Raw genomic sequence first — 20752 nt, 5'->3', positions numbered from 1 at the left:
TTACCAGGGCAGCGAATAAGTCTTGGTATTGCAGAAGCTCTTCATCGCTTCGAGCACGCCCTCCTTGTAGCCCAGCCCTGAATCCTTGATGCCGCCGAACGGTGTCATCTCAAGGCGATAGCCAGGGACCTCACGGACATTGACCGTGCCGACGTGCAACTCGCGGATCAAGCGGGTGATGTAGTCGAGCCGGTTGGTGCAGACCGACGACGAAAGCCCGTACGCCGTGCCGTTGGAAATCCGGATGGCGTCGTCGATATCTTTAAAGCGAATCACCGGCGAGACCGGGCCGAAGGTCTCCTCCCTGACAACGGTCATTTCCGGGTCGACGTGGTCGAGAACGGTCGGCGCGTACAGTGCGCCGTCGCGCTTGTGCCCGGCCAGCAGGCGCGCGCCGCCGGCGATGGCGGCATTCACCACGGACTCGAACTGGATGGCGGCGGCCTCGTCGATGACCGTGCCCATGTCCATGGCGGGATCCAGGGGGTCGCCATACTTCACGTCCCGCGTCTTGGCGACCAGCAACTCGACAAAGCGGTCGGCCACGGATTCCTGCACCAGCATCCGCTTGACGGCGGTGCATCGCTGGCCGGAGTTCTTGTATGAGCCACCCGCGGCCAGCGTCGCGGCCTCCTCCAGGTCGGCGTCTTCCATCACGATGATCGGATCATTGCCGCCCAACTCCAGTACCTGGCGCTTGTATGCGGCCTTTGCCGCGATGTACTTGCCGATCGGCACGCCGCCGGTGAAGGTGACCAGATCGACGTGCTGGCTGGTCAGCAATTCGTCGGCGATCTCGCGCGGATCGCCGGTGACGACCGACAGCATCTGTGGCGGCAGGCCGGCTTCATAGAGGATATCGGCGAGCGCGAAGGCGGCCAGCGGCGTCTTCTCGCTCGGCTTGAGGACGATGCGGTTGTTGGTAGCCACCGCCGGCGCGACCTTGTGAATCACCTGGTTAAGCGGGTGATTGAACGGCGTGATGGCCGAGATGGCACCCAGCAGCGGTTCCTTGAGCGTATAGACCTTGCGGCTCTTGCCGTGGGGGGTAAGGTCGCACGAGAAGACCTGGCCATCGTCCACCAGCGCCTGGTTGGCGGCGAACAGCAGCACGTCGGAGGCGCGGCCGACTTCATAGAGCGTGTCCTTCAGCGACAAACCCGATTCCAGGGTGATCAGGGTTGCAATCTCCTCCTTGCGCTGCGCGATGATGTCGCCGGCGCGCATCAGGATGCGGTAGCGGTCGTAGCGGGTCAGGGTCGAACGGTACTGATGGGCAATGCGCAGGGCGCGGCGCACGTCTTCGATATCGGCCTTCGGCACCGTGGCGATGACTTCCCCGGTGTAGGGATAGGTCACCTCGATCACGCGATCGCGATAGACCTTTTCGCCGGCAATCCGCAGCGCTTCATGGCGGATGCTTGACGTGACTGCTGTGCTCATGAGTGTCTCCTCTTGGTTTCAATCGGCGGGCACGACTGTCCCCCCGCCCCTGCGCAGGGGCGTATCGGGACAGCAGCCAGGAATTCGGGAAAGTGCCGTCAGGCGGCGTGATTCAGCGCGAGGTCAAGCGCGTCGAAGTTGCGCAGGCGACGGCCCGGACTGAGCCCCACCATCGCGCGATTGCAGATCAGCGGCACAACCTGCTCTGACACCCCGCCGTGGGAGCGCAGTGGCGCGTCCAGGCCGGACAGGTCGTGCCTGGATTTCGACGTGCCAATCACAACGTTCTGGCGTGAGACCGTAACGATGTCGCCGATGCGGTCGGGCGGCAGCCCAAAGCGCTCGGCTGCCTGTTCGCGTGTGAGTACGCTATCCATGCCGTCGATGTCGGCGATGCGCGGAATCCATCGGGCCGCACTCTCGGCATCCGGCGTATAGATCGTTGCAAACGAGCCCAGTGCGCCGTGGTGCACCACATAGGGGTCGGTAATGGGCAGGATGACGCGGGCCGCCCCCTCGCCGTACCAGGCGTCGAGCTGGTCCTGCAGGTAAATGACGTTGGGCTCGCCGGTAGCGCCGTGCTTGTCGTTCATGCCGTGGTCGGCGGTCAGCACGATCGTGGCGCCCATGGCATCGAGCCGGCTCAGGTAGCCGTCCATCATCCGGTAGAAGGCATTGGCGGCCTCGCTTCCCGGGGCTGCCTTGTGCTGCACGTAGTCCGTGGTGGAGAGATACACCAGGTCGGGCCGCTCCTGCTCCATCAATTTGACGCCGGCGGCAAAGACAAACTCGGACAGCTCCGCGCTGTAGACCGACGGCACGGGCATGCCCACCATCTCCACGACACCGGTGATGCCGTTTTCTTCCAGCGTGGCCTGGTCTGCCTTCTCCGAAGAGAAGCAGATCCCCCGCAGGCCGTGGCCGAGCAGCTTGCGCAGCTTGTCCTTGGCAGTGACCACCGCCACCCTGGCCCCGGCGTCCGCAAAGGCAGCAAGCACGGTGCCGGCGCGCAGGTATTTCGGATCATTCATCATCACTTCGGCGCCCAGCTCGCGGTCGAAGAAATAATTGCCGCAGATGCCGTGGACCGACGGCGGCACGCCCGTGACGATGGACAGGTTGTTGGGATTGGTAAACGATGGGATCACGCAGTCGCCCAGCAGGCTGGTGCCGCGCTGCATGACACGCCGGAGGAAAGGCGCCACGCCCGCTTTGGCGGCAGCGTGAAGGTATTCCGGCGCACAGCCGTCCACGCATACCACGACCACCGGCCGGTCCATCCAGCGGTAGGTCCTGCCGTTGACTTCGATCCTTTCGGCCTTGGTCGTTCCCATTTTCAATCCCCTTGGTGATGAGCGTCAGCTCATGGTTCTTTGTTACTGCCTGGATGCACCTTGCGGTGCGCCTTGAGCATGCGTACGCGGCTGGCGGCCACGTGCGCGCGTAGCGCAGCGCCGGCGCGCCTGGCATCGCCCGACACGATGGCGTCCACGATGGTGCGGTGTTCGTCGGCGGAGACATCGAGCCCCCCGCCCTGGGTCAATGCCTGCATGCGAAACAGGTGCAGCTCCTTCACCAGCCGCCGGTAGGTCTCGGCGAGCTTGCTGCTACCCGCGCGATCCAGCAGCAGTTCATGGAAGCGCAGGTTGAGCGAGGCGTATGTGGCCGCCTCCTTGTTGTTTGCGGCCTCTTCCATGGCGCCCACCAGCTGGTTCAGGTCATCCGCCAGCGCTGCGTTGACGCGCTGCGCCACACGCTTGCCGATGATTTCTTCCAGGGCCTCGCGCAGTTCGTAGATTTCATCGGCCTCCTCGACCGAGATCTCGCGCACGAAGACCCCGCGATTCTTCTCGTTGCGCGCCAGTCCGGCCTCCTCCAGCGCCCGCAGTGCTTCGCGGATGGGGCCGCGGCTGGTGCCGAAGCGCGCGGCGATGTCGCTCTCGTTGATGCGCGTGCCGGGCGGCAGTTCGCCGGTCATGATCAGTCGTTCGAGTTCCTCCTGCACCAGCATTGGCAGCGAGCTTGAACGCAAGAGTTGGATGGCGTCGGTCATTCCCATGGCTCCATTAAAGTGGGCGAATTGCAAACTGTCAACAGTTTTCAATCTTCAGTTGACAGTCATCAGCCTACGTTCTACATTGATTTCCAATCTTACCGCAGGGGTGCCGATGCGACACACCGCGGCAGGGCAAACAGGACAGACGACAGATCTGCCTAATACGGAGACGAGCATGAGAAATTCCCTTGCCATGGCGCTGTGCGCCTCTTCCCTGGTATTCGCCACAGGCATCGCCGCCGCGCAAAAGACCACGTTGACGGTCTACACCGCACTGGAGACCGATGCGATGAAGCTCTATAAGGATGGCTTCGAGAAGGCGAACCCCGATATCGAAGTGCGATGGGTGCGCGACTCCACCGGCATCGTTACCGCCCGGCTGATGGCCGAAAAGGCCAACCCGCAGGCCGACGTGGTGGCCGGGCTGGCCGCCAGCAGCCTCGTGCTGCTGTCACAGGAAGGCATGCTGCAGGCCTACGAGCCGAAGGGCTTCCAGCAACTGAACGCGACCTATTCCGATCCCGCGCGGCCACCGCAGTGGGTCGGCATGGACGTATGGGCCGCCACCATCTGCTTCAACCGGGTCGAAGCGCAGAAGCTCGGCCTGCCCAAGCCCGAGAGCTGGAAGGATCTGGCCAAGCCCATCTACAAGGGCCGCATCACGATGCCGCACCCGGCTTCCAGCGGCACCGGCTACCTCGATGTGGCGGCCTGGCTGCAGATGTGGGGCGAAGCCGATGGCTGGAAGTACATGGATGGCCTGCACGAGAACATCGCCCAGTATGTGCACTCTGGCTCCAAGCCGTGCAAGCAGGCCGCCACCGGCGAGTTCCCGATCGGCATCTCGTTCGAATTCCGCGGCCACCAGGTGCGCAAGGCCGGTGCGCCGGTCGACCTGATCTTCCCTGCCGAGGGCCTGGGCTGGGACATCGAGGCCACGGGCATCATGAAGACGACCAAGAAGGTGGCCGAGGCAAGGCGTTTCGCCGACTGGATGGCGAGCCGCGACGCCAACCAGATCAGCGCCAACTGGTGGGCCGTGGTGGCCTATCCCGGCGTGGCCAAGCCGCTGGACGGCATTCCCGCCAATTATGAGAGCCGCTTCGCCCGCAATGACTTCCAATGGGCCGCCAGGAACCGCACCCGCATCCTGGCCGAGTGGAGCAAGCGCTACGACAGCAAGGCCGAAGCCAAGTAACGCGCGCCGGGGCGGGCGCCCGTCCGCCCGGTCTTTCACGACCTGTAGCCATCACCACATAGTGGGGACCCCCATGGAAATGACCAGCGCCAAGTTCGTCGCCACGCGCGCCGGCAGCGTGCCCGCCCTCGAGATCCGCGGCGTGCGCAAGGAATTCGAATCGTTCTGCGCCCTGCAGCATATCGACCTGACCGTCTACCAGGGCGAGATGCTGTGCTTCCTCGGCCCGTCGGGCTGCGGCAAGACCACGCTGCTGCGCATCATCGCCGGACTGGAGCAGCAGACCGCCGGCACCATCCTCCAGGCCGGGCGCGATATTTCGGCCCTGCCTCCCGCCCGGCGGGACTACGGCATCGTGTTCCAGTCGTATGCCCTGTTCCCCAACCTGACGATTGCCGACAACGTGGCCTACGGCCTTGCGAATCGCCGCGCCGGCCGGACCGAGACCGCGCAGCGGGTGCAGGAACTGCTCGACCTGGTAGGCCTGCCGACCTCCGGGCGCAAGTATCCGAGCCAGCTGTCGGGCGGCCAGCAGCAGCGCGTGGCGCTGGCCCGGGCGCTCGCGACCCGGCCCGGGCTGCTGCTGCTGGACGAGCCGCTGTCAGCGCTCGATGCCCTCGAACGCGTGCGCCTGCGCGGCGAGATCCGGCGCCTGCAGCAGCAAGTGGGCGTGACCACCATCATGGTCACGCACGACCAGGAAGAAGCCCTGTCCATGGCAGACCGGATCGTGGTCATGAACCACGGTGTCATCGAGCAGGTCGGCACGCCGCTGGAGGTCTATGAAAGCCCGGCCACGCCCTTCGTGGCTGACTTTGTCGGGCGCGTGAACGTGCTGTCCGCTACGGCCCTCGGTGGACAGCGCTACCGCGCGGGCACGCTCGAACTGACCTGCGAAGGCAGCCGCCGTGAGTTCGAGCCCGGCACGCCGGTCAATCTCTATGTTCGCCCCGAAGACCGCCATATCGGCGAGCTCGGCGACGACATGCCCAACCAGCTGACCGTCAACATCGAAAAGGTGGAATTCCTCGGCGACACCTGCATGGCCGAAGTCCGCTGCGAGCAACTGCGCGACCAGTCGCTCAGCCTTCAGTTCACCCTCGACCAGTTCCACGATCACGGTATCCGCGCCGGCCAGCCCCTTCGGATTGCGCTGCGCGCCAACCGCATCCAGGCCTTCGCGGCGACAGGAGCAAGACGATGAAAGAGCTCGCGCTTTCCCAAACGCCCGAGGCAACCGATGGCGGCTGGCTGGCCCGCCTGAACTGGGACGAAATCATCGCCCGCGCGGTGCTGGCCTGCGTTCTGCTGGCGCTGTTTCTCTTCTTGCTGGCGCCGATGGGTGCCATCCTCGGTAATGCCGTACTCGATCACGACGGCCATTTTGTCGGGCTGGCTCACTTCGCCGCGTATATCAGGACGCCGGCGCTGATGCAGTCGGCACGCAACTCGGTGCTGCTGGCCGGCTGCGTGGTCGGCATCTCGGTACCACTGGCCTTTGTCTTCGCCTATGCGCTGACGCGCACCACCCTGCCCGCGCCGCTGAAGGCGGTGTTCCGGCTGGTGGCACTGATCCCGCTGCTGGCGCCGTCACTGCTTTCCGCCATCTCTTTCGTGCAATGGTTTGGCAATCAGGGCGTGCTCAAACCCCTGCTGGGCGGGGCTTCGATCTATGGCGCGCCCGGCATCATCATCGCCGAGGTCTATAACACCTTTCCCCATGCACTGATGATCCTGGTCACGGCGCTGTCGCTTGCCGACGGCCGCCTCTATGAGGCCGCCAGCGCCCTGGGCGCCAGTACCTCGCGCAAGTTCTTCACCGTTACCCTGCCCTCCTGCAAGTACGGCCTGATCAGCGCGGCGACGGTGACCTTCACCTATGTCATCTCTGACTTCGGTGCACCCAAGGTGATTGGCGGTGACTTCAACGTGCTTTCCATCGACGTCTTCAAGCAGGTGATCGGCCAGCATAACTTTTCGATGGGTGCGGTGGTGGGGCTGCTGCTGCTGGTGCCGTCCGTCCTCTCTTTCATGATCGACACCGTGGTGCGCCGCAAGCTGCGCGCCCAGCTCACCGCACGTTCGGTGCCCTACGCGCCCAAGCCCAATGCCTGGGTCAACGCGCTGCTGGGCAGCTACTGCTTACTGGTTTGCGCACTGTTGCTGGCAGTGGTCGGCATGGCGGTCTATACCTCGCTGATCAAGCTGTGGCCATACGACCTGACGCTCGGCCTGCAGAACTACCGCATGGTGCTGTTCGAGAGCGACATGGCGGGTGCCTACAAGAATAGCCTGGTGCTGGCCGGCGTCACGGCGCTCACTGGCTCGCTCATTGTCTTCACCGGGGCCTACCTGATCGAGAAGACCCGCAACCTCGGGCTGATGCGGCCGCTCATGCATTTCCTGGCCGTCCTGTCGATGGCGGTCCCGGGGCTGGTGCTTGGGCTTGGCTATGTCATCTTCTTCAATCATCCTGCCAACCCGTTCAACTTCCTTTACAACACGATGGCGCTGGTGATCCAGTCGACCATCATCCACTACTACACCTCGAGCCACCTGACGGCCATTACCGCCCTCAAGCAGATCGACAACGAGTTCGAGGCGGTCTCGGCCTCGCTCAAGGTGCCGCAGTGGCGCACGTTCCTGCGTGTCACGCTGCCGGTATGCCTGCCGGCGGTGCTCGACATCGCCCGGTATTACTTCGTGGTGTCGATGGCCACGCTGTCCTGCGTGATCTTCCTCTATACGCCGGAAACCATCCTTGCCTCGGTGGCCATCATGCACATGGACGATGCCGGCGACATCGGCCCGGCAGCCGCCCTGGCCAGCCTGATCGTACTGACGTCCACCGCCATTTGCCTGGTCTATGCCCTGTGCACCCGCGTGCTGCTGCGACGCACGCAAGCCTGGCGCGACCTGGCCCGCGGCTGAGCACCGCTTTTCCAGCAAACCATAAACCGCCATCAGGAGACACCATGACCGCCACGCCCTACCCCATTCTTCTCACTCCCGGCCCCCTCACAACCTCCGACCGAACCCGCGCGGCCATGCTGCGTGACTGGGGATCGTGGGACACTGACTTCAACGCCATTACCGCCCGCATTCGCCAGCAGGTGCTTGCGATCGTGCATGGGCAAGGCACGCACGAATCCGTGCCGCTGCAAGGCAGCGGTACCTTTTCCGTGGAGGCCGCCATCGGCACGCTGGTGCCGCGTGACGGCCATGTGCTGGTGCCAGTGAACGGAGCCTACTGCCAGCGCATCGCCAGGATCTGCAAGACGATTGGCCGGCGCCTGTCCACCATCGAGTATGCCGAGGACCGCCCGATGCGGGCCGCGGACATTGACCGTATGCTGGCGGCGGACCCGTCCATCACCCACGTCGCTGTCGTCCACTGCGAAACCGGCACCGGCGTGCTCAATCCGCTCGACCAGATCGCCCAGGTGGTGGCCCGGCACGGGCGCGGACTGATCGTCGATGCCATGAGCTCGTTCGGTGCGATCGACATCGACGCGCGCACCACGCCGTTCGACGCCGTCATTGCCGCCTCGGGCAAATGCCTGGAAGGGGTGCCGGGCATGGGCTTCGTCATCGTCCGCCGCGTCGCGCTGGAACGCTGCGAAGGCAACAGCCCCTCCCTGTCGCTCGACCTCTACGACCAGTGGCGATACATGGAACGCACCACGCAGTGGCGCTTCACGCCACCGACGCACGTGGTCGCGGCGCTTGACCAGGCGCTCCAGCAATATGTGGAAGAAGGCGGACTCCCGGCACGCGGCGCCCGCTACACGCGCAACTGCGCGTTGCTGGTGGATGGCATGGAAGCGCTTGGCATCAAGCCCTACCTCGATCGCAAGGTGCAGGCACCGATCATCGTCACGTTCCACGCGCCCGCCGACCCGCGCTACGATTTCAAGACCTTCTATCAGGCTGTCAAGCAGCGCGGCTACATCCTGTATCCGGGCAAGCTGACCGAGATCGAGACCTTCCGCGTCGGCTGCATCGGCCATTTCGGCGACGCCGGCATCCCCGGGGCGGTAAAGGCTATCGGCGAAGTCCTGGCCGCGATGGGCGTCGGCACCGGGCAGACCGTCGCCGCATAAGGGATTCGAGGCGTCATTCGCACTGACTGAAAGGCCTTCGCGGTGCCTCCGCGGAGGCCTTTCTCATTGGCATGGGAATTCCCGCCCGGCGGCCGGCCGTAGCGATTGCGCCAGCGCGGTAGTGACCGGTTCGTGGCGGCGTTTTGGCCATCAGGGCTGAGTCGTGCAAATTAACTTCGGACGAGATGCCTCGTAAGACTAGGGGAAGGCGCTGAAGGCCGGCGTCGTGATTGACGATGTCGCCCACCAAAATCTCACTCCATCGGGACCGTCTGGCACGGCCCAACGTAGAGACAGCGTCTGTTGGTTTCCCACCCACATCACGATAGTCGAATCGTCGCCTATCGCTCCCCGTGGGCCCAATCCGTGGCGACGTACGCACACCAGGACACTGGCACGCGACATGCGATACGACTAGTGAGCAAGGGACACGGCAACTCGCTACAGCCAATGCTCACCAACTCGACCTGAGCAAAGGAGCTTCATCATGGCTACCCAAACCAACGAACGCGCGACCATTGTCATTCATGACCTGCCGGCCATCGAAGTCCTGGATTGCGTCGAAATGTCCGCCATCAAGGGTGGCCAGATCGACCAGCGCCTCGCAGACTACATCCAGAACGTCTATCAGTACACCCATGACTGGGCAGGTGGCGCCCGCCCAGTCCCGAAGTACTGACCGCAGCGCCTTGCCGGCCGACTTCTTGCCATCGTGCGTTGGTCGGCCGGCATTCTATTGGCGATGTCGGCGCCGGCAGCGCCTATCAGCAAATGTGCATCAGCCCGGCGGGGTGATACCGCCGTAGCCCATGCGCGTTCCTTCGGCGGCTATTCCGTAGCTTTTTGTTTTCGAGTCGCGCCTAGCGACCGGCCTGGCTTCTGGCGGCTCCTATCAACGGACATTGATCTCAGCGCTGTCAAATGACAGAGAAGGGTCGGAAGAGGAAATCCGTGGTCGCTGCCGGCATGGCGAGCGATGATCGGCCGCCTTCGGCCATCCGTCCCAGATCAGCCAGCCCGGGAATTCAGGACAGCAAACCAACGCCGGACGTAGTCCGGCGAGCACATTACTCAGGCTTGACGTTTCGGTCCGCAATCAATTTGGACCACTTGTCCCGGTCCGCACGAATCCGACCGGCAAATTCCGCAGCAGTCGACGGTGCCGGCGTCAGGCCCATCTTTGCCAGATTGGCCTTGACGTCCTTGTCCTCCAACGTCTTGCGGATGGCCTCATTCAGCGTCTGCACAACCTTTGGCGGCGTGCCCGCGGGCACCATCATGCCGTACCAGTTCTCCGCATGGACGCCTTTGATGCCGCTTTCATCCAGCGTTGGCACGTCCGGGAGGTACGGCAGGCGTTTGGCCGTTGTGACGGCGACAGGCTTCAGTTTCTTGCCCTCGATGAACGGTACGAGTCCCGAGGCATCGCCGAAGAACGCATCCACCTGCCTGCCGATCGTATCGGTGATGGCCGGCGCCGCACCTTTGTACGCCACATGCAGGAATTCGGCCGAGGTTGAGGCTTTGAACAGCTCGATCGCCATGTGGGGCATGCTGCCGATGCCGGAGGACGCCAGCGACACCGGCCGGCCTGCCCGGCTCCGCGCCACCAGGTCCTTCGCCGAGCCAATCTTCGACTGCACTGGCACCACCAGCACCTGCGGCGTGGTGACCACCAGCGAAACCGGCATCAGGTCTCGCTCTGGGCGGTACGACAGGTTCTTGTACAGGGACGGGTTGATGACGATGGCCCCGGCACTGGTCAGGAAGAACACCGAGCCATCTACCGGACCCTTGGTGACCGCGCTGACGGCGATGGCGCCATTGGCCCCGGGCCGGTTGTCGATGATGACGGTGTGCTTGAGTTCCGTCTCCAGTTGCCTGGAAATCGCGCGCGCCAGCGCGTCCGCCGGTCCGCCCGCGGGGAATGCCACCACCATCCGCACCACGTCGCCGGCCATGGCCGCCTGGCCAAATGACATCGCCAGCACCGCCGCCAGCGAACCCTTCAGGAAAGTCCTTCTCATGTTGCAATGCCTCGCTTCTGTGGGTGCTTGCGCTCAGCCGCCGGCCGCGCCTTGCGTATTGACATACAGCGCATAGATGGACGTACAAGACGCCATGAACAGGCGGTTGCGATGGCGTCCGCCAAAACACAGGTTGGCGCAGCGCTCTGGCAGGCTGATATGCCCGATGGGTTCGCCGTCCGGGGCAAAGATGCGCACGCCGTCGAGTTCCGGCGTGCCCATGCCCCAGCCGCACCACAGGTTGCCGTCAGTATCGACACGGAAGCCATCCGGGGTGCCGGGTCCGGCGTCAACCAGTACTCGGCTGTTGCCCAGCCCCTTGGCGCTTTCGCTGACCGGGAAAGCTCGGATGCGGCGAGGCCGTGTGCGCGACTCGATCACATACAGCACTTCCTCGTCAGGCGAAAATGCCAGGCCATTGGGCCCACTGACATCATCGGCGACGATGTCAAGGCGGCCGCTGACCGGATCGATGCGGTAGATGCGCTCCGGCAGTTCCGAAGTCGCCTTCTCGCCCTGGTAGTAGCCGGCGATGCCGAACGGAGGATCGGTGAACCAGATCGAGCCGTCCGATTTCACCACCACGTCATTGGGCGAATTCAGCGGCTTGCCGTCATAGCGGTCCGCCAGCACAGTGATGCTGCCGTCATACTCGGTGCGCGTGACGCGCCGGCCGACATGTTCGCAGGTCACCAGTCGACCCTGCCGATCGCGGGTGTTGCCGTTGGCATGGTTTGACGGGCTACGGAACTCGCTGGTGTTACCGGTCTCCTCATCCCAGCGCAGGATCCGGTTGTTCGGGACATCGCTCCACAGCAAGTAGCGGCCATCACCGAACCAGACCGGGCCTTCGCTCCAACGGCAGCCGGTGGCTATGCGGTCGATTGCGGCAAGGTGCAGGTGGTATTTTTCGAAGCGCGGGCTCAGTGCCTGGACGCGCGCATCCGGGTAGCGCACCGGCTCGGCCGGTGCAAGAAAAGAGTGCATGGTCATCGTTCAGTCCGGAGGATCCGAAAAAGGGGTTATCCATAAAGACGGGACGGGTTCTCCGACAACACGGCGCGCAGCAGTGAGTCATTGCCAGCCGCAGCTTGCAGCCAGCTCAGCAGCACGCGGTCGTCCGGCACCGGATAGGACAGGTTTGGATGCGGCCAGTCCGTGCCCCAGATCGCGCGGCTAAGCGCCACTGCCAACATGCGCTCCAGTACAGTGCGCGCCTGCGGTGCGTCCAGGTCACCCGCGGTGATGCGGTCGACGCCTGAGACCTTGATCCACACCGATTCATTGCGCAGCAACCCGCAGACGTTGTCGAGCTGGCGCGCCAGCCCGGCCTCGGAGACCGCCACCCGCGCCATGTGGTCGATGACAAGCGGGGTGCCGAGATGGCCCACGGCTTCGACCGCCTTGACCACATCCCCCGGCGTGCCATGGACCAGCGCGTGCCAGCCATACGGGCGGATGCGTGCGACCATCGCACGCACGCGACCCGCATCAAAGGCATTGCCGAGATGGCTCATCAGGCCGATACGTACGCCCTTGACGCCCCGTGCCGCCATCTGCGCGAGCAGCGTCTCGTCCATGTCCGGCGCAATCACGGCGATGCCGCGATACGCGCCATCGCCAGCATCGAGCGCTGCCAGCAGCGCGCTATGGTCGCTGCCATAGCAGGCCGCCTGCACGATCACGCCGTGCGTGATGCCAAGCGACCGGTGCATTGCGCGCAGGGCATCGAACGGTGCCGCCTGCGGCGCATACACGGCACCGTCGGGCAGCGGGTGGCGGTCATAGGGGCCGTAGATATGCGTGTGGCAGTCCCACACTGCCGGCGAGGCGGGCATCTTGGCTTCGTCGCTGGCTGCCATCAGTTCGCCGTCGCGCCGGTGTCTTTCACCACCTTGGTCCAGCGGGCGTACTCGCCGTGGATCAGGTCCCGGTACTGGGCTGGTGTGCCGCCGGTAGGCTCCGCGCCTTGCGCATGCAGGGCCTTGATCACCTCAGGCGCCTTGAGCGTGGCGTTCAGTTCGCGGTTGAGCCGTTCGACCACCGGCGTGGGCGTGCCCCTTGGCGCCACAAGGCCCTGCCAGGTGCCGGAATCGAACCCCGGCAGCACCGACTCAGCCAGCGTCGGCACGTCCGGCAACACCGAAACCCGCTTGACGGTGGTGGCCGCGACCGCGCGCAGCTTGCCTTCCTTGATGAACGGCAGCACCGCGTTCAGGCTTCCCGACATCATGAAGTCGATGCGTCCGGCGAGCAGGTCAGGCAGTGCCGCGGCATTGCCTTTGTAGGGGACGTGGCTGAACCTGGTCTTGGTCTTGTCGGCAAACACCACGCCAGTCAGGTGATCGATGGTGCCGTTGCCGGACGAGCCGAAGTTGAGTTGCCCCGGTTTGGCCTTCAGCAGCTTGATGAAATCGGCCGGCGTCTTCACCGGCGATTCGGCGTTGACGATCAGCACCAGCGGCACCGTAGCAGCGTAGCCGACGGGCGCGAAGATCTGGTCCGGATTGAGTTTGGTGTTGTTGAACAGCGCCGGCGAGATCGCGATCGACGAGCTGTTGTACAGCAGGGTGTAGCCATCCGCCGGCGATTTCGCCACGAGCTCCGCTGCAATATTGCCACCAGCGCCGGGACGGTTATCGACAATGATCTGCTGACCCAGCCGCGTGCTCATATCTCGCGCAATCACGCGGGCGAGGATGTCCGTCGGTCCGCCTGCCGAGAACGCCACCACCAGGCGAATCGGCTTGTCCGGGAACGTCGCGGCATGCGCGCCGGATGCCAGTGTGCCGAGCATGACGCCGGCGATCAGGCTCAGCGCCTGGCGGCGCCCGATGCCAAATGAAAACTTCATTTGCAACTCCAAAGCTATTGCCTGATGGTTTTGCGCTTGACGCGATTCAGTCGCAGCGCACGCTCATGCCACCGTCGACTACGATCTCCGTACCGGTGACGAAGCGCGCTTCATCGGATGCCAGGAACAGCGCCGCATTGGCGGTATCGCGGCCATCGCCCATGAACCCGAGCGGAATACGTGCCTGGCGCTGGGCCAGCAGTGTGTCCACATCACCGCCCGCACGTTGCCCGGCAAGACGCGCCTCCACCATCGGCGTATGCATCTGACCGGGGACTACCGTGTTGACGCGAATGTTCTTCTTGGCGTACTCGACCGCGACCACGCGCGAGAGTTGGATGATCGCCGCCTTGGCCGAGGCGTAGCCGACCTGGGCCGAACCGGTCCAGCGGATGCCCGAAGTCGACGCGGTATTGACGATAGCGCCGCCGCCCTGCTGCTCCATGTGCAGCAGCACGTGCTTGCAGGTCAGGAAGACACTCTTCAGGTTGAAGTTGAGCTGGCGGTCCCAGTCTTCTTCGCTAAGCTGCACCGGCCCACCCTTGGCCGAGCCGCCGACGTTGTTGACCAGCACATCCACGCGCCCGAAGCGCGCCACGCAGGCATCGACCATGGCCTTGACCGCTGCTGTGTCGGTCACGTCGCACAGGTGCGAGTCAAACTCCGCACCCGCGGCGTCCAGCCGCTCCAGCGTTTCACGCATCGCATCAGCGCTTTTGTCGACGACGAAAATCTTTGCGCCTTCCTGTGCAAAGCGCACCGCAACGGCGCGGCCATTGCCCCACCCGGGGCCGACGCAACCCGCGCCAGTAACGATGACAACCTTTCCTTCAAGACGGCCAGACATACGGAATCCTTTTGTGTTTCGGGGTAACGGTTTGAACGGGAATCAGCCGCACACCAATTCCGGTGCGCTGCCGTCCGGGGGCACGACATCAAAGACGTTGATGGTCATCGAGATCAGCGTGTAGTAGCCCGCCAGGCCAACAAGGTCCACCACCTGATCCTTGCCCAGCACCGCCATCGCGCGCTGGTACAGGTCGTCCGGCACATTGCGCGTGGCATGCAGCACAGTCAGTAACTCGTGGATCACGCGCTCATCCTCGTTGACGAAGACCGGCTCACGCCCTGCGCGGATCGCCTCGACCACGTCTTCGGCCACGCCTGCCTTCAGCGCGATGGGCTTGTGTGCCCACCATTCGAATTCCGACATCCAGATGCGGGCCATCATCAGGATGGCCAGCTCCGACAGCCGCGGTGACAACGACGAGCCATAGCGGCAGTACTGGCCCAGCGCCTGCGCGCGATTGGCCAGGTCCGGGCGGTGCAGCCACATCGCAAGCGGCCCTCGAACCTGCCCGCGCGGACCGGCAGCAATCGCCGCGTGGACTTCCTGCTGCTCGGGCGTCAGTTCTTCGGGTTTCAGTGGCTTGAGGCGTTTCATTCGCTTGCGCTCCGTGTCGACGGTCAGAAACGGAACACAGGCCAGGGCACCGATGGGGCGCGCGATCCGACGGGGTCGGCCGGGCTGTCTCCGCTTCATTGTTGGTTTGATGGAAGCTATTCTGGTTGCCGGCTACGATAGCGTCCAATACAGTTTTAGGAAGAGACTGATTCCGTTCTAGAATAAGTCGACTTGGTCGTCCCTTTTTCTTCAGCCCACGCGCCATGCTCGAACTCCGTACCCTCCGCCTCTTCCTTGTACTCGCCGAGGAGCTTCACTTCGGCCGCGCCGCCCAGCGCCTGCTGATCTCGCAGCCGCCGCTGACCAAGCACATCCAGCAACTCGAAGAAGACCTCGGCGTGCTGCTTTTCGATCGCAACCGCCGCACGGTGCGGCTGACGCCCGCCGGCTCGGCACTGGTGCGCGAAGCGCGCCGCATGCTCAACCAGCTCGACGCCACCGTGGAGGCGGTGCGCAAGGCCGAGCACGGCGAGACCGGCCACCTGCGCATCGGTTTTGTCGCGGCAGTGCTGTACATGAACGTCGAGCGCATCGTGCAGAAGTTCGAGCACGATATCGGCGAGATCGATATCACCTGGGAGGAGACCAGCACCGCCGAACAGGTCGATGCGCTGCAGCGCGACCGCATCGACCTGGGGTTCGCGCAGGTCGGCACGCCCCCGGGCGAGCTTCGCGCCCATGTCATCCACAAGGAGCGGCTGGTGGTGGCTTTGCCGGCATCGCACCCGTACGCCAAACGCAAGCGCATCGACCTGGTGCGGCTGGCCGAGATGCCCTTTGTCACGATCCCGCGCGACAGTGCGCCGGCGTACTTCGACCTGGTGACTTCCACCTGCGTCCAGGCCGGCTTCAGCCCGCATCTCCGGCATTACGCCAAGCACCTGTTGTCAGTGGTCAGCCTGGTGGGACTGGGCCGCGGCATCGCGTTGGTACCGGCCACGCTCGCCAAGGCCTCGCTGCCCGGCGTGGCCTTGCGCGACCTTACCGGCGAGCCCGCCATCGCCGAGTACTCGGCGATCTGGAATCCCGACAACGGCTCGCCAGTGCTGCAGCGCGCGCTGCGTTCGCTCGGGGTGCCGCCGGCGTAGCCCCTTCAGGCGACGGATTCGGCGGCGGCCAGGATGTGGCGCACCGGCGTCATCGTCAGCTTGCCAAATACGTCGATCAGCACCTCCGCCTGCGCGGGCGCAAGCACGCCCGCCGTCACGGCGCGGAACTTGTCCCGGATGGCTGCCATGCGCGCCGGATTCTCCGCGGAGCCCGACGGATTGGCCTGGTACGCACGCACCCGCTCGCCGTTCTTTGACATCAGCTCCACCCAGCCACAGAAGCTGGCCGGATATAGCGCGTCGAGTTCGGGGTCGCGGACGATCTCGATCGCGTTGGCCAGCGCGACGATCTTCGCGTCCGCCAGGCGCGCCTGCCCGAACTGCGCCGGCAATACCTCACCATCCAGCAGCGCCACCGCCAGCGCGTAGCGGGCGCTCATCTGCGCGTTCAGCACACTGCCCGGCGCGTAACGGTAGCCGCATTGCACATCGACAACGGTTGGCATGCCGACGCGAATCGGCCCCTGTCCCACCCAGTCGGCACGCAGCCGCAGCGCACAATCGACATGCGCATGGGCACTGCCGCAGCAAGCATAGGGCTTGAAATTGGTCCGGGGCATATGCCAGTCGCTGCCCAGCCCTTCCACCAGCCTTTCCGGCTTGGGCGACTCCGAGAATGCCTTGAGCCAGCCACCGTCTCCGGTCTCGAACAACTGCGTCGGGCCGGTGAGGCCGCGCGCCGCCAGTTCCGCAGCCATCACGCCGGCCTGCGCGCCGCGCCCAGGGTGGAAGCGCTTGGAATCCGTGCCGTCGCAAGCGAACGCAAACAGTCCGCCCGACTGGGTGCCGGCAAGACCCAGCGCCCACGCGGTGCGCTCGGCGTCGAGCCCCAGCATCACCGCCGATGCCGCTGCCGCGCCCAGCGGCGCGCACACGGCGGTCATATGCCACCCCTTCATCCTGGCCAGCGCCGGCTGCAGCGCCAGTGCGCAGCGGATCATGGTTTCGTAGCCGACGGCAATAGCGGTCTCGGCCCGCTCGGGCGGCACCTCGCGCGTCTCGGCCAACGCGAAGACCGCCGGCAATACGACCGCACCCAAGTGGACCTTTGCATTGTGAAAGTCGTCCAGCTCATAGGCGTGCGCAGCGGCGCCATTGACCAGCGCGGCATCGGCGGCCCGATACGTCATGGCCGGCCGGCCCCATGCGCGTGCCCCGCCACCGCGCGGAGCGAGGTAACCATCATCCGCCCAGCCACGGATGGCCTGCGACCAGGGCTCGTCATGTCCGGTCAGGGCGGCGCCAAACGTATCCAGGGAGAGGCCTGCGACCGCCTGCCTCACCGCGTCCGGCAGATCGGCATTACGGATCCCGGCGATCCATCCTGCAAGTTCCCGGGTGATGGGCATCGCTTGCGTTTGCTGAGGCATGCTTGCTGGTCCTTGTCCCTGTCTTTCGCTCAATCGATACGGATGCTGGCTGCCTTGACGATGCCCGCGACCTTGTCGATCTCATCCTTGATCACCACCTTGAACTGCTCAGGCGTGGACTGTACGGCTTCAAAGGCCAGCTCGTCGAAGCGCGCCTTAAGGCTGGCTTCGCGCACGGCCTTGTTGAGCTCCAGCGACAGCTTGCGGGTGATGTCCGCAGGCAGGGCGGCGGGACCCCAAAGCCCGTACCACGACAGCAGTTCAAAACCCGGCAGCCCACTCTCGGCAACGGTCGGCACGCCCGGAAGCTGCGGGATACGCTTGCTGCTCGTGACCGCCAGCACCTTCAGCCGCCCCGCCTTGACGAACGGATACGCACCTGGCATCGGCGACACCGCCGCCGACACGTGACCGCCCATCACGTCGTTCAACTGCGGCACGGCGCCCTTGTAGGACACGATATCCATTTCCAGCTTGAACGCGTGGCGGATCATCTCTTCGGCCAGGTGGCTGGTGGTGCCTAGCCCGGAGGTGGCCCAGGTATAGGTTCGCGGCTTGGCTTGCGCCAGCTTGACCAGGTCGCGCAGCGAGTTGGCGGGCAGGCTGGTGTTGGCGACGACGACCAGCGGCACGTGCCCCACCTGTGCGATCGGGGTGAAATCCCTGATGGCGTCGTAAGGAGCGTTCTTCGCGACCAGCGGCAGGTAGACCTGGCTGGAGGCATTGAAGAGCAGCGTGTAGCCGTCGGCCGATGCCTTCGCCACCGCTTCGGACCCGATCATGCCCGACGCGCCCGGCCGGTTCTCGATAACGATCGCTTGCCCAAGCTGGCGCTGCAGTTGCGCAGCCACCAGGCGCCCGACTGTATCGATCGAGCCGCCCGGAGTGTAAGGGATGATCATCTTGATCGGGCGATTGGGATACGCGCCGCTCGCGTACGCCACCGGCTGCGATCCGACCATCATCGCCATCGCAGCGATCACACCCAGCACCGTACGCCGCCCTGTTCTACCTGTCCTGCTCATGGCCGTCTCCTCGGTTTTTGCGCGGCTTCCTAGTCTTCCGGAGCCTTCCGTCCGCATGGCGCCGCGCTATGCAGGCCACTGTAGGGACGGGCCGACGGACCGTCCAATACTGTTTCGCTCCATGAGTTATAGGGCTGGCATATGAGACGGCACTGCGCGCCCCTGCGTTGGTTGCGGCTATCCTAGTGCCCCGTCCCGCAAGGAACAGCACCATGGAACTCCGGCAACTCCTCTATTTCGTGACCGTCGCGGATGAGTTGAACTTCAGCAAGGCGGCGGTGCGGCTGCACATGTCGCAGCCACCGCTCTCCCAGCAAATCAAGGCACTGGAGGACGAGATAGGCGTGGAACTATTGGCACGCAATCGACGGGAAGTCCGCCTGACTGACGCTGGCCGTGCCTTCCAGGCGGACTGCCGCACCGTGCTCGAACAGTTGCGCGTCGCTGTGACCACCGCGCGGCGCACGGCGGCCGGTGATATCGGCACGCTGCAGATCGGCATGGTGACGTCAGGCATCTTCCACGTGCTGCCCACCATCCTGACGCGCATGGCAGAGCGTTTCCCCGGGCTGCATATCGCCGTTACCGACATGGGCTCGGCCGACCAGGCGCATGCCGTGATGCAAGGCAAGCTCGATATCGGCATCGTGCATTCGATCCCGACGCGCGGCGGCCTCGGCAAGGCACCGATCTTCACCGAGAATTTCACTATCGTCATGCCTGAGGGCCACGAGCTCGCCGCCAGGCCTGCGCTGGCGCTCCACGACCTGGAGGGAGTGCCGCTGGTGGCATTCTCGCGCGAGCACGCGCCGGCGCTGTTCGACGGCATGATCGCCTCATGCCTGCATGCCGGCTTCAGCCCCGTCATTGCACACACGGCGCGCAATCCACTGACCACCTTTCAGATGGTCAAGCTCGGCTTGGGGGTGGCGCTGGTGCCGCGTTCCTACGCCCGTGCAGGCCTCCCAGGCGTCGTGTTCCGCGAGATCGGGCAGACCGCTGGCCACATCCAGCTCTATGCAATCTGGCGTGAGCAGGCCCCCAGCGATCTGGTCACGCGGGTGGTGAGCGAAGTGATGAGCGAAGTGATGAGCGAACCGATCGGGGACTAAGCCTCTTCCCGCAGCCGTCAGTCAAGCCACCGTGCTTTGTGACGGAGGTAGCGCGGCCACATAGTCGAGGATCGCGGCCACAACCTCGTCCAGCCGCTCCGGCAGCAACGCATGCGCGGCGTCGCGGATGGTGAGGTTGGTCACGCGCTCGCCCAGGTAGTCACGCAGCACATTGGCATAGCGCTGCGGTGCAATCACATCGTACTCTGCCTGCACATTCAGGATCGGCACGTTGCCGCCGGCAAAAAAGTCATCGACCGGTGTGCGCTTCTGCGCCAACGTCTGCATCGTCATCAGCTCTGTGTTCCAGCCCTGCAGCCAGGGCGCAGGGTCATTGCACGGCGCGAAGAATACCGCGCGCAGGCTTTCCAGGCGGACCGTGTCCGGCAGGCTGGTATCACCGCAACGCTCGATCTGGGCGCGTACCTCCGGCGGAATCGGCACGGCATCGACGCCCTTCGGCACCTTTCCCGCCGAGCCGGCCAGCAGGACCAGCGCGCGCACCAGGTCAGGCCGGTCGCTGGCCACGGTGCGAGCGATCCAGTTGCCATGGGCATGCCCGACGATAACGACCGGCGCCTGGCCCCCATGCTCGATCACAGCCGCGATATCGCCTGCCCAGTCGTGCAACGTCTTGTCGGCAAGCGGACCAACACTGCGGCCATTGCCGCGCGGCTCCGGGCAGAGCACACGATAGCCGGCAGCCGAAAGCGGCTCGGCCAATTCCAGCATGTCAGTTGCGCCGCGGCCGAGCGACGGCAGCAAGACGACTGCCGGGCCGGCACCCAGCTCGTAGACCTCAATGGAGATCACCGCCGAGCGCAGTACTTCGTAGCGCCGGACTGCGCTTTGCTTGTCGCGGGCGTGCGATGTTGCCTGCGCTTGCTGCTCCGTGTTGCCTGGCATGACCTGGTCTCCTCCGTGTTCCGGTCAGGACAACGGCGTCCTGCACCTTGTCCGGCCCACTGTACCGAGGCCACCGTGTAAATT

At 64.7% G+C, this 20752-nt stretch carries 19 protein-coding genes; 7 read left to right on the top strand and 12 right to left on the bottom strand.

Features of this window, described 5'->3' with window-relative positions; all coding sequences use genetic code 11:
* From phnY to ACOCMH_RS03870, 3 genes are all read right to left on the bottom strand, one after another.
* Positions 1-1443, bottom strand: a complete 1443-nt coding sequence (phnY, locus tag ACOCMH_RS03880; RefSeq protein ID WP_427307861.1) for a phosphonoacetaldehyde dehydrogenase — start codon at positions 1441-1443, stop codon at positions 1-3.
* A gap of 98 nt (positions 1444-1541) precedes the next feature.
* The gene (gene phnA / locus ACOCMH_RS03875) at positions 1542-2777 is read right to left on the bottom strand and encodes a phosphonoacetate hydrolase (protein WP_427307860.1); all 1236 of its coding nucleotides are present in this window, start codon (positions 2775-2777) and stop codon (positions 1542-1544) included.
* Between the two features lie 29 nt (positions 2778-2806).
* Complete coding sequence (locus ACOCMH_RS03870) at positions 2807-3496, bottom strand: phosphonate utilization associated transcriptional regulator (protein ID WP_427307859.1); 690 nt, start codon at positions 3494-3496, stop codon at positions 2807-2809.
* Between the two features lie 178 nt (positions 3497-3674).
* Here ACOCMH_RS03870 and ACOCMH_RS03865 point away from each other — a divergent pair, with 178 nt between their 5' ends.
* From ACOCMH_RS03865 to ACOCMH_RS03845, 5 genes are all read left to right on the top strand, one after another.
* Positions 3675-4697, top strand: coding sequence for a putative 2-aminoethylphosphonate ABC transporter substrate-binding protein (locus tag ACOCMH_RS03865; RefSeq protein ID WP_427307858.1), 1023 nt, complete (start codon positions 3675-3677; stop codon positions 4695-4697).
* Between the two features lie 73 nt (positions 4698-4770).
* Positions 4771-5901 (top strand): putative 2-aminoethylphosphonate ABC transporter ATP-binding protein, encoded by a 1131-nt coding sequence (locus ACOCMH_RS03860; protein WP_427307857.1) that lies wholly within the window; start codon positions 4771-4773, stop codon positions 5899-5901.
* Positions 5898-7628, top strand: coding sequence for a putative 2-aminoethylphosphonate ABC transporter permease subunit (locus ACOCMH_RS03855; RefSeq protein ID WP_427307856.1), 1731 nt, complete (start codon positions 5898-5900; stop codon positions 7626-7628). Before ACOCMH_RS03860 ends, ACOCMH_RS03855 begins: the two co-directional genes overlap by 4 nt.
* A gap of 44 nt (positions 7629-7672) precedes the next feature.
* Entirely contained in the window at positions 7673-8800 is a 1128-nt protein-coding gene (locus ACOCMH_RS03850; RefSeq protein ID WP_427307855.1) for a 2-aminoethylphosphonate--pyruvate transaminase, read from the top strand.
* Positions 8801-9287: 487 nt separating this feature from the next.
* Positions 9288-9479 carry a hypothetical protein gene (locus ACOCMH_RS03845; protein WP_018310244.1) on the top strand — a complete coding sequence of 64 codons (192 nt, stop codon included), beginning with the start codon at positions 9288-9290 and terminating at the stop codon, positions 9477-9479.
* Between the two features lie 388 nt (positions 9480-9867).
* On the opposite strand, the gene ACOCMH_RS03840 is transcribed toward ACOCMH_RS03845, so the two are convergent.
* From ACOCMH_RS03840 to ACOCMH_RS03815, 6 genes are all read right to left on the bottom strand, one after another.
* Positions 9868-10782 carry a Bug family tripartite tricarboxylate transporter substrate binding protein gene (locus tag ACOCMH_RS03840; RefSeq protein ID WP_427307854.1) on the bottom strand — a complete coding sequence of 305 codons (915 nt, stop codon included), beginning with the start codon at positions 10780-10782 and terminating at the stop codon, positions 9868-9870.
* A gap of 78 nt (positions 10783-10860) precedes the next feature.
* Positions 10861-11820, bottom strand: a complete 960-nt coding sequence (locus ACOCMH_RS03835; RefSeq protein WP_427307853.1) for an SMP-30/gluconolactonase/LRE family protein — start codon at positions 11818-11820, stop codon at positions 10861-10863.
* 29 nt (positions 11821-11849) lie between these two features.
* A complete protein-coding gene (locus tag ACOCMH_RS03830; RefSeq protein ID WP_427307852.1) occupies positions 11850-12689 on the bottom strand; it encodes an amidohydrolase family protein in 840 nt (279 codons plus the stop codon).
* On the bottom strand, positions 12689-13681 hold the full coding sequence (locus ACOCMH_RS03825; RefSeq protein ID WP_427307851.1) for a Bug family tripartite tricarboxylate transporter substrate binding protein: 993 nt from the start codon (positions 13679-13681) through the stop codon (positions 12689-12691). The genes ACOCMH_RS03830 and ACOCMH_RS03825 overlap by 1 nt, the downstream gene beginning before the upstream one ends.
* A 46-nt stretch (positions 13682-13727) precedes the next feature.
* Positions 13728-14528, bottom strand: coding sequence for an SDR family NAD(P)-dependent oxidoreductase (locus ACOCMH_RS03820; RefSeq protein ID WP_427307850.1), 801 nt, complete (start codon positions 14526-14528; stop codon positions 13728-13730).
* Positions 14529-14570: 42 nt separating this feature from the next.
* Positions 14571-15125, bottom strand: coding sequence for a carboxymuconolactone decarboxylase family protein (locus ACOCMH_RS03815; protein WP_427307849.1), 555 nt, complete (start codon positions 15123-15125; stop codon positions 14571-14573).
* A gap of 224 nt (positions 15126-15349) precedes the next feature.
* Between ACOCMH_RS03815 and ACOCMH_RS03810 the strand changes: the two genes are divergently transcribed.
* Positions 15350-16234 carry a LysR substrate-binding domain-containing protein gene (locus tag ACOCMH_RS03810; RefSeq protein WP_427307848.1) on the top strand — a complete coding sequence of 295 codons (885 nt, stop codon included), beginning with the start codon at positions 15350-15352 and terminating at the stop codon, positions 16232-16234.
* Positions 16235-16239: 5 nt separating this feature from the next.
* Here the strand turns inward: ACOCMH_RS03810 and ACOCMH_RS03805 are convergent, their stop codons facing one another.
* A complete protein-coding gene (locus ACOCMH_RS03805) occupies positions 16240-17604 on the bottom strand; it encodes an MmgE/PrpD family protein (RefSeq protein WP_427308349.1) in 1365 nt (454 codons plus the stop codon).
* Positions 17605-17654: 50 nt separating this feature from the next.
* Positions 17655-18650, bottom strand: a complete 996-nt coding sequence (locus ACOCMH_RS03800; protein ID WP_427307847.1) for a Bug family tripartite tricarboxylate transporter substrate binding protein — start codon at positions 18648-18650, stop codon at positions 17655-17657.
* Positions 18651-18862: 212 nt separating this feature from the next.
* Between ACOCMH_RS03800 and ACOCMH_RS03795 the strand changes: the two genes are divergently transcribed.
* Positions 18863-19762, top strand: a complete 900-nt coding sequence (locus ACOCMH_RS03795) for a LysR family transcriptional regulator (protein ID WP_427307846.1) — start codon at positions 18863-18865, stop codon at positions 19760-19762.
* Positions 19763-19783: 21 nt separating this feature from the next.
* Here the strand turns inward: ACOCMH_RS03795 and ACOCMH_RS03790 are convergent, their stop codons facing one another.
* Positions 19784-20668 (bottom strand): alpha/beta fold hydrolase, encoded by an 885-nt coding sequence (locus ACOCMH_RS03790; RefSeq protein ID WP_427307845.1) that lies wholly within the window; start codon positions 20666-20668, stop codon positions 19784-19786.
* Positions 20669-20752 lie beyond the last annotated feature (84 nt).

The organism is Cupriavidus sp. H39, assembly GCF_050271075.1.
Lineage (GTDB): Bacteria > Pseudomonadota > Gammaproteobacteria > Burkholderiales > Burkholderiaceae > Cupriavidus > Cupriavidus necator_B.
This window is presented reverse-complemented; position numbering and strand designations above follow the sequence as displayed.

Bases quoted from the DNA above. Each gene is read 5' to 3' on its own strand.
- phnY (WP_427307861.1), bottom strand. From the start codon at position 1,443: ATGAGCACAGCAGTCACGTCAAGCATCCGCCATGAAGCGCTGCGGATT.
- phnA (WP_427307860.1), bottom strand. From the start codon at position 2,777: ATGGGAACGACCAAGGCCGAAAGGATCGAAGTCAACGGCAGGACCTAC.
- ACOCMH_RS03870 (WP_427307859.1), bottom strand. From the start codon at position 3,496: ATGACCGACGCCATCCAACTCTTGCGTTCAAGCTCGCTGCCAATGCTG.
- ACOCMH_RS03865 (WP_427307858.1), top strand. From the start codon at position 3,675: ATGAGAAATTCCCTTGCCATGGCGCTGTGCGCCTCTTCCCTGGTATTC.
- ACOCMH_RS03860 (WP_427307857.1), top strand. From the start codon at position 4,771: ATGGAAATGACCAGCGCCAAGTTCGTCGCCACGCGCGCCGGCAGCGTG.
- ACOCMH_RS03855 (WP_427307856.1), top strand. From the start codon at position 5,898: ATGAAAGAGCTCGCGCTTTCCCAAACGCCCGAGGCAACCGATGGCGGC.
- ACOCMH_RS03850 (WP_427307855.1), top strand. From the start codon at position 7,673: ATGACCGCCACGCCCTACCCCATTCTTCTCACTCCCGGCCCCCTCACA.
- ACOCMH_RS03845 (WP_018310244.1), top strand. From the start codon at position 9,288: ATGGCTACCCAAACCAACGAACGCGCGACCATTGTCATTCATGACCTG.
- ACOCMH_RS03840 (WP_427307854.1), bottom strand. From the start codon at position 10,782: ATGTCATTTGGCCAGGCGGCCATGGCCGGCGACGTGGTGCGGATGGTG.
- ACOCMH_RS03835 (WP_427307853.1), bottom strand. From the start codon at position 11,820: ATGACCATGCACTCTTTTCTTGCACCGGCCGAGCCGGTGCGCTACCCG.
- ACOCMH_RS03830 (WP_427307852.1), bottom strand. From the start codon at position 12,689: ATGGCAGCCAGCGACGAAGCCAAGATGCCCGCCTCGCCGGCAGTGTGG.
- ACOCMH_RS03825 (WP_427307851.1), bottom strand. From the start codon at position 13,681: ATGAAGTTTTCATTTGGCATCGGGCGCCGCCAGGCGCTGAGCCTGATC.
- ACOCMH_RS03820 (WP_427307850.1), bottom strand. From the start codon at position 14,528: ATGTCTGGCCGTCTTGAAGGAAAGGTTGTCATCGTTACTGGCGCGGGT.
- ACOCMH_RS03815 (WP_427307849.1), bottom strand. From the start codon at position 15,125: ATGAAACGCCTCAAGCCACTGAAACCCGAAGAACTGACGCCCGAGCAG.
- ACOCMH_RS03810 (WP_427307848.1), top strand. From the start codon at position 15,350: ATGCTCGAACTCCGTACCCTCCGCCTCTTCCTTGTACTCGCCGAGGAG.
- ACOCMH_RS03805 (WP_427308349.1), bottom strand. From the start codon at position 17,604: ATGCCCATCACCCGGGAACTTGCAGGATGGATCGCCGGGATCCGTAAT.
- ACOCMH_RS03800 (WP_427307847.1), bottom strand. From the start codon at position 18,650: ATGAGCAGGACAGGTAGAACAGGGCGGCGTACGGTGCTGGGTGTGATC.
- ACOCMH_RS03795 (WP_427307846.1), top strand. From the start codon at position 18,863: ATGGAACTCCGGCAACTCCTCTATTTCGTGACCGTCGCGGATGAGTTG.
- ACOCMH_RS03790 (WP_427307845.1), bottom strand. From the start codon at position 20,668: ATGCCAGGCAACACGGAGCAGCAAGCGCAGGCAACATCGCACGCCCGC.